This window comes from Rhizobium sp. 01T444 (assembly GCF_056398305.1).
In genome coordinates this window covers 20,608-27,265 of sequence record NZ_JBFTPD010000052.1, presented here as the reverse complement: position 1 = coordinate 27,265, position 6,658 = coordinate 20,608, and the positions used below count along the sequence as shown (strand labels likewise).

At 62.5% G+C, this 6,658-nt stretch carries 8 protein-coding genes; 4 read left to right on the top strand and 4 right to left on the bottom strand.

Going from position 1 to position 6,658, the window contains the following annotated elements:
• The 3 genes from ccmE to AC1DTN_RS35565 all read left to right on the top strand — a co-directional run.
• The coding region (gene ccmE / locus AC1DTN_RS35575; RefSeq protein ID WP_477924804.1) for a cytochrome c maturation protein CcmE at positions 1-427 on the top strand (427 nt) is incomplete at its 5' end.
• On the top strand, positions 424-2,418 hold the full coding sequence (locus tag AC1DTN_RS35570; protein ID WP_477924803.1) for a heme lyase CcmF/NrfE family subunit: 1,995 nt from the start codon (positions 424-426) through the stop codon (positions 2,416-2,418). The genes ccmE and AC1DTN_RS35570, both read left to right, overlap by 4 nt.
• 173 nt (positions 2,419-2,591) lie before the next feature.
• Positions 2,592-3,065 carry a cytochrome c-type biogenesis protein gene (locus AC1DTN_RS35565; RefSeq protein ID WP_439014435.1) on the top strand — a complete coding sequence of 158 codons (474 nt, stop codon included), beginning with the start codon at positions 2,592-2,594 and terminating at the stop codon, positions 3,063-3,065.
• Between the two features lie 43 nt (positions 3,066-3,108).
• Here AC1DTN_RS35565 and AC1DTN_RS35560 read toward each other — a convergent pair whose 3' ends face one another.
• The 4 genes from AC1DTN_RS35560 to AC1DTN_RS35545 are packed head-to-tail and all read right to left on the bottom strand — an operon-like array spanning position 3,109 to position 4,781.
• Positions 3,109-3,498: a DoxX family protein gene (locus AC1DTN_RS35560; protein WP_439014436.1), complete on the bottom strand. Its 390-nt coding sequence runs from the start codon at positions 3,496-3,498 to the stop codon at positions 3,109-3,111.
• Positions 3,495-3,911 carry a VOC family protein gene (locus tag AC1DTN_RS35555; protein WP_439014437.1) on the bottom strand — a complete coding sequence of 139 codons (417 nt, stop codon included), beginning with the start codon at positions 3,909-3,911 and terminating at the stop codon, positions 3,495-3,497. The genes AC1DTN_RS35560 and AC1DTN_RS35555 overlap by 4 nt, the downstream gene beginning before the upstream one ends.
• A 5-nt stretch (positions 3,912-3,916) precedes the next feature.
• Positions 3,917-4,393 carry an SRPBCC family protein gene (locus tag AC1DTN_RS35550; protein WP_439014438.1) on the bottom strand — a complete coding sequence of 159 codons (477 nt, stop codon included), beginning with the start codon at positions 4,391-4,393 and terminating at the stop codon, positions 3,917-3,919.
• Positions 4,394-4,433: 40 nt separating this feature from the next.
• The gene (locus AC1DTN_RS35545) at positions 4,434-4,781 is read right to left on the bottom strand and encodes an ArsR/SmtB family transcription factor (RefSeq protein WP_113324126.1); all 348 of its coding nucleotides are present in this window, start codon (positions 4,779-4,781) and stop codon (positions 4,434-4,436) included.
• 242 nt (positions 4,782-5,023) lie between these two features.
• On the opposite strand from AC1DTN_RS35545, the gene AC1DTN_RS35540 reads away from it, so the two are divergent.
• Positions 5,024-6,589, top strand: coding sequence for a Do family serine endopeptidase (locus tag AC1DTN_RS35540; RefSeq protein WP_439014440.1), 1,566 nt, complete (start codon positions 5,024-5,026; stop codon positions 6,587-6,589).
• The last annotated feature ends 69 nt before the right edge of the window (positions 6,590-6,658 follow it).

Here is a 6,658-nt window from a genome sequence, read left to right as displayed (position 1 = left end):
CTATTTCTATATGCCGGGTGATCTCGCCAAGACACCGGTGGCGCCCGGCACCCGCATCCGCCTCGGCGGCCTTGTCGGAAGCGGCAGCGTCATGCGCGGCGAGGGCTCGGTCGTGCGCTTTGCCGTGACCGATCCGAGCGGAGAGATCGTCAATGTCCGCTATGAGGGCATCCTGCCGGATCTGTTTCGCGAGGGGCAGGGGGTGGTGACCGAAGGCGCCTTCGAGACGGGCAGCACTGTCTTCACCGCCGATACCGTGCTTGCCAAGCATGACGAGACCTATATGCCCAAGGAAGTGGCCGACAGGCTGAAGGCTCAAGGCCTCTGGGAAGAGGGCAAGGGCCCGACAAAGCAAGGTGAGGCGCCGCAAGGTGCTGAAGCCAAGGCTCAGGAAGCCCAGGCGCAAGAGACAAAGGCGACGCCATGATCATCGAGATCGGCCATTATGCGCTGGTTCTGGCGCTCGCAACCGCGATCGTCCTGTCGGTCGTGCCCGTGATCGGTGCCCGGCGCGGCGATCAGGCGATGATGGATGTCGCCCCGCTCGGTTCCGTCCTGCTCTTTGCCCTCGTCGCCTTCTCCTTCGGCGTGCTCACCTATGCCCATGTCGTCTCCGACTTCTCGGTGCAGAATGTCTGGGAGAACTCGCATTCGCTGGTGCCGCTGATCTACAAGTATTCCGGCGTCTGGGGCAACCACGAGGGCTCGATGATGCTCTGGCTCCTGATCCTTTCGCTGTTCAGCGCCCTGGTCGCGATCTTTGGCCGCAATCTGCCGGATACGCTGAAGGCCAATGTTCTCGCCGTCCAGGCCTGGATCTCGGTTGCCTTCATCCTCTTCATCCTGTTGACCTCCAATCCCTTCGTCCGCCTTGATCCGGCCCCTGCCGAGGGCAAGGACCTGAACCCGGTGCTGCAGGATATCGGGCTCGCCATCCATCCGCCGCTGCTCTACCTCGGTTATGTCGGCTTTTCCGTCTGCTTCTCCTTTGCCGTTGCCGCCCTTCTCGATGGCCGCATCGATGCCGCCTGGGCGCGCTGGGTGCGGCCCTGGACGCTGGCCGCCTGGACCTTCCTGACGCTCGGCATCGCCATGGGCTCCTACTGGGCCTATTACGAGCTCGGCTGGGGCGGCTGGTGGTTCTGGGATCCGGTGGAGAATGCCTCCTTCATGCCCTGGCTTGCCGGCACCGCACTTCTGCATTCCGCCCTCGTCATGGAAAAACGCGAGGCGCTGAAGATCTGGACGGTGCTGCTGGCCATCCTCACCTTCTCGCTGTCGCTGATGGGCACCTTCCTGGTGCGCTCCGGCGTCCTGACCTCGGTGCATGCTTTCGCCAGCGACCCGAGCCGCGGCGTCTTCATTCTCTGCATCCTCTTGATCTTCATCGGGGGCGCGCTGTCGCTCTTTGCCTTCCGCGCTCCGCTTCTGTCGGCCGGCGGCCTGTTTGCGCCGATCTCGCGCGAGGGGGCGCTCGTCGTCAACAACCTGATCCTGACGGTTGCCTGCGGCACGGTGTTAACAGGCACGCTCTATCCGCTGGTGCTGGAAACGCTGACCGGCGACAAGATCTCCGTCGGGCCGCCCTTCTTCAACCTGACCTTCGGCCTGCTGATGGCGCCGCTTCTGATCGTCGTGCCGTTCGGGCCGCTGCTTGCCTGGAAGCGCGGCGATCTGCTCGGCGCCCTGCAGCGGCTGTACGTTGTTGCCGGTCTCGCTTTCGTCGCAGCGCTGGTCTTCTTCTATCTCGAACATGGCGGCCCGGTCATGGCCGTGCTCGGCCTTGCTGCCGGCCTGTTCCTGATCTTAGGTGCGGTGGCCGACCTCTGGTATCGCGCCGGTATCGGCAAGGTGAAGGCGGATATCGCCTGGCGCCGGTTCTCCGGCCTGCCGCGCTCGGCCTTCGGCACGGCACTTGCCCATGCCGGGCTTGGCGTCACCGTGCTCGGCATTGTCGCGGTCACCACGCTCCAGACCGAACATGTGGTCGAGATGAAGCAGGGCCAGTCGACCGATGCCGGCGGCTACAGCATCGTCTTCGATGGCATGCAGCCGGCCACCGGTCCCAACTATACCGAGGACCGCGGCCATTTCTCGATCCGCCGCGGCGGCGCGCAAGTCGCCGATGTCTGGTCGGCCAAGCGGGTTTACACCGCCCGGCAGATGCCGACGACGGAAGCCGGTATCCTCACCTTCGGTCTCAGCCAGCTCTATGTCTCGCTGGGTGACGCCACCCATGACGGCGGCATCGTCGTGCGTATCTGGTGGAAACCCTTCATCCTGTGCATCTGGGGCGGGACCTTGATTATGGCCCTCGGCGGCTTCGTCTCGCTCAGCGACCGGCGTCTGCGTGTCGGTGCACCAAGCAGGAAGGCAAAGGCGAAGCCGGCGACACCCGCCATGGAGCCGGCGGAATGATGCGCCGTCCCCCATCTCCCTCATTCCTGTGCTTGTCACAAGAATCCAGCGCGCCCAAGTCCTTGGGCGCAGAAGACTCATTTGACACTGGCATGGATTCATTCACGGCGCGGACGCGCCGTGGCTGGATTCCTGTGACAAGCACAGGAATGAGGGGAGGAGAGGTTCGGCGCATGTCGCAAATCTCGTCTCTGCTCTCCCGGCTCCTCATTATCCTGTTCGTCCTCTTCACGCCCCTGTCCGCCTTCGCCGTCAACCCGGACGAGATGCTCACCGATCCGGCCCTCGAAGCGCGGGCGCGGGCACTGTCTGCCGAACTGCGCTGCATGGTCTGCCAGAACCAGTCGATCGACGATTCCAATGCCGATCTCGCCAAGGACCTGCGCCTGCTGGTGCGCGAGCGCATCACCGATGGCGATAGCGACGAACAGGTGCTGAACTACATCGTCTCACGCTACGGGGAATTCGTGCTGCTGAAGCCGCGCTTCAGCCTGCGCACGCTGCTGCTCTGGGGTGCACCGGTGCTGCTGATCCTCGCCGGCGGGGTTTCGCTCATCGTCTTTGCCCGCAAGCGGGCCGGCAAGCCAACCGGCAGCAAACTCACGGACGAAGAGCAGGCGAAGCTCGCCGAGCTACTGGAAAAATAAGAAACCATTCCGCCGCGACAAATCACGGCGGAATGGTTGATCCTCACGCCTTTCGATAGGGAAACAGCGCCCTGACTGCAGGATCGCGCAGCCACAAGCCGCCCCACATGAACAGCCCGAGATAGATGCTGAACAGGATATGGCTGAAGAGCGGGCTTCCGGCCCGGATCTGCGTGGCCATGGCACCCCCGAGCAGCCCCATCATCAGCACCGCACCGAAAACGCTCGTCTGCGGGATGAGGTAGAGCACGAGGCAGGTCAGCTCGATCAGGCCGATCATCAGCACATAGCCGTTTGGCCATCCGAGCTGGGTCATGGTTTCCTCGGCAATCGGCAGGCCAAGAAGCTTGGGGGCGATCGATGCTCCGAGCATGAAGAGCGCGAAAAGCCCGGTCAGCACGCGACCGGTCCAGATCATGGCCTTATCGCTCATCGCTGATCCGCCGGGATCGTATTGACCATCCAGGGTGTGCCGAAGCGATCGGTGAACATGCCGAAGCCCGGCGACCAGAAGGTCGCGTTGAAGGGCATGGTCACTTTGCCGCCTTCCGACAGCGCCTCGAAGACACGCTTCGCTTCCGCCGCATCCTGACTGTGATACGTGGCGCTGAAGCCGCCCATGTTCTCCTGATATCCGGGAGGGGCGTCACAGCCCATGAGGGACTGGTCGCCGACATCGAGCCAGGCATGCATGATCTTGTCCTTGAAGGACGGATCGATCGGCATGTCGCCGGGCGCTTCGGCGAAGGTGAACATGCCGTTCAGCTTGCCGCCGAGCACTTTGGCGTAGAATTCGAAGGCCTGCCGGCATTCGCCTTTGAAGACGAGATTCGTTACGAGTTTCATGGTCATCACTCCCTTTGATTTCCTTGAGCCGCAATCCAGCTTTCCAGCCTGCCGAAGGTGCTCTCCCAGCCGTGTCTGTGTCCGGTAAGGCTCTCTTCGGACCTCAGGTCCGCATGGGTGAAATCCATCAGCGTGCGGCCATCGGCCAGTTCCTCGAAGACGACGGTCACGAGTGTCACGACCGGTTCGCCATCCTCATGCGATCCCTCCCACTGGAAGGTGAAAGAGAGACGCGAGGGTTCCTCGATTTCCCTATAGACGCCGCTCTGCCACAGCAGGCTGCCATCCCCGATATTCTTCAGGCATGCCCTGTATGTGCCACCGACGCGCAGATCCTGCACGACGCTGACCGCCGGCCGTTCGACAGGGCCGAGCCAGGCAACGACCATTTCCGGCCGGGTCCAGGCGGCCCATAAGAGGGCACGCGGTGCATTGAATATCCGTTGCATATGCAATGTGGGGCGCGATAGCTGATCGGCCATGGTATTCCCCTATCGTGATTGAAAAATGAGAGGGCGACTGTCAATTGCGGGGGCCGCTGTCGTCCGCTCTCTGGATCTTTTGAAGGTAGCCATCCAACCGGTCGAAGCTCGATTCCCAGAAACGCCGGTATTGCTCCAGCCAGTCGGCAATGCCCTTCATCGCTATCGGTTCGAGCTTGGCCGGTCGCCATTGGGCTTCCTTGCCCCGGCTGATAAGCCCTGCCTTTTCCAGCACCTTCAGATGTTTCGAGACCGCCGGAAGGCTCATCTCGAAGGGGGCGGCGAGTTCGTTGACCGAAGCCTCGCCTTCGGCCAGCCGCGCGATGATCGCCCGGCGTGTGGGGTCTGCGAGGGCTGCGAAAGCGGCGCTCAGAGTGTCGGTCTGCATGATGGGCCTCGTATATAACTCAACGGTTAAATACAGGGCGCGATATCGATTGTCAACTGATCGGTTAAATGCGGTTTGGTCAATTAATCTCGCCCTTCGGCATGCAACCAAAAGAATATTGGTACATTACGAATTTTTCATGGGCTGGACAGTTCGTAGTAAGGTGCGGCGTCCTATATCTCGGTCATAACTGGTCCGGCACCGCCGGAACGAAGGTCTGAACAAGAAAAGAAGGTACTCTTATGCTGAAAAATTTCCGCGGACGTCCGTCCCTCAAAACGGTGCTTCAGGCATCCACCGTTGCAGGTCTGGCAGCCGCCGTTCTTGCAACCGGTATCCCTGTCGAGATCTCCCGTTCCTATGCCGAGGCTGTCAATGTCCAGTCCCCCTCGGTTCCGAGCTTTGCAAATGTCGTTGACGCCGTTTCCCCGGCCGTCGTTTCCGTCCGCGTCGAAAGCCGCGTCAAGCCGGCCTCTGATGATGGCGACGGTTTCTCCTTCGATTTCAACGGTCGCGGCTTTGACGATCTGCCTGACGCTCTGAAGCCGTTCTTCCGTCAGTTCGGCGAACAGGGCCAGGGCCACCAGGGTCAGAACCAGCAGCGCCGCTTCGGCCAGCCGGGCGGTCCGGGCCGTCTGCGCCCTGTCGCTCAAGGTTCGGGCTTCTTCATCACTGAAGATGGCTACATCGTCACCAACAACCACGTCGTTTCCGACGGCTCCGCATTCGTTGCTGTCATGAACGACGGCACCGAGCTCGATGCCAAGCTGATCGGCAAGGACCCGCGCACCGACCTTGCCGTGCTGAAGGTCGATGGCAAGGGCCGCAAATTCACCTATGTCAACTGGGCCGATGACAACAAGGTCCGCGTCGGTGACTGGGTCGTCGCCGTCGGCAACCCCTTCGGCCTCGGTGGCACGGTCACGGCCGGCATCGTTTCGGCCCGCGGTCGTGATATCGGCTCCGGCCCCTATGACGATTACCTCCAGGTCGACGCAGCCGTGAACCGCGGTAACTCTGGTGGCCCGACCTTCAACCTCAACGGCCAGGTCGTCGGCATCAACACCGCGATCTTCTCGCCGTCGGGCGGCAGCGTCGGTATCGCCTTCGCCATCCCGGCCTCCACCGCCAAGGATGTCGTTGCCGACCTGATGAAGGACGGTACCGTTTCGCGCGGCTACCTCGGCGTTCAGATCCAGCCGGTCACCAAGGATATCGCCGACTCCCTCGGTCTCTCTGAAGCAAGTGGCGCTCTGGTCGTCTCCGCTCAGGAAGGCACGCCCGGCCAGAAGGCCGGCATGAAGACGGGTGACGTGGTCACTGCCGTCAACGGCGAGCCTGTCAAGGATGCCCGCGATCTCAGCCGTCGCATTGGCGCGATGACGCCGGGCAGCAAGGTCGAGCTTTCGGTATGGCGTTCCGGCAAGGCCCAGTCCGTGACTGTCGAGCTCGGCACGCTGCCGGCCGACCAGCAGGCTTCTGCTGGTGACGACAACGGCCAGCCGGAGCAGGCCCAGCCGCCGGCTTCCGAGAAGGCGCTTGCCGATCTCGGCCTGACGGTCGGCCCGTCGGATGACGGTAAGGGCCTCGCCATCACCGGCATCGATCCGAATTCGGATGCTGCCGACAAGGGCATCAAGGAAGGCGAGACGATCACCTCGGTCAACAACCAGGAGGTCTCCAGCGCCGACGATGTCGTCCGCGTCATCAACCAGGCCAAGAAGGACGGCCGCACCCGCGCGCTGTTCCAGATCCAGTCGAAGGACGGCAGCCGCTTCGTCGCGCTTCCGATCAATGGCCAGGGCTGATCTTCTGGCCTCAGAATGCCGGAGCCGCGCAGGCGCAAACGCCGCGCGGCTCCAACGCCTCAAGTCTGA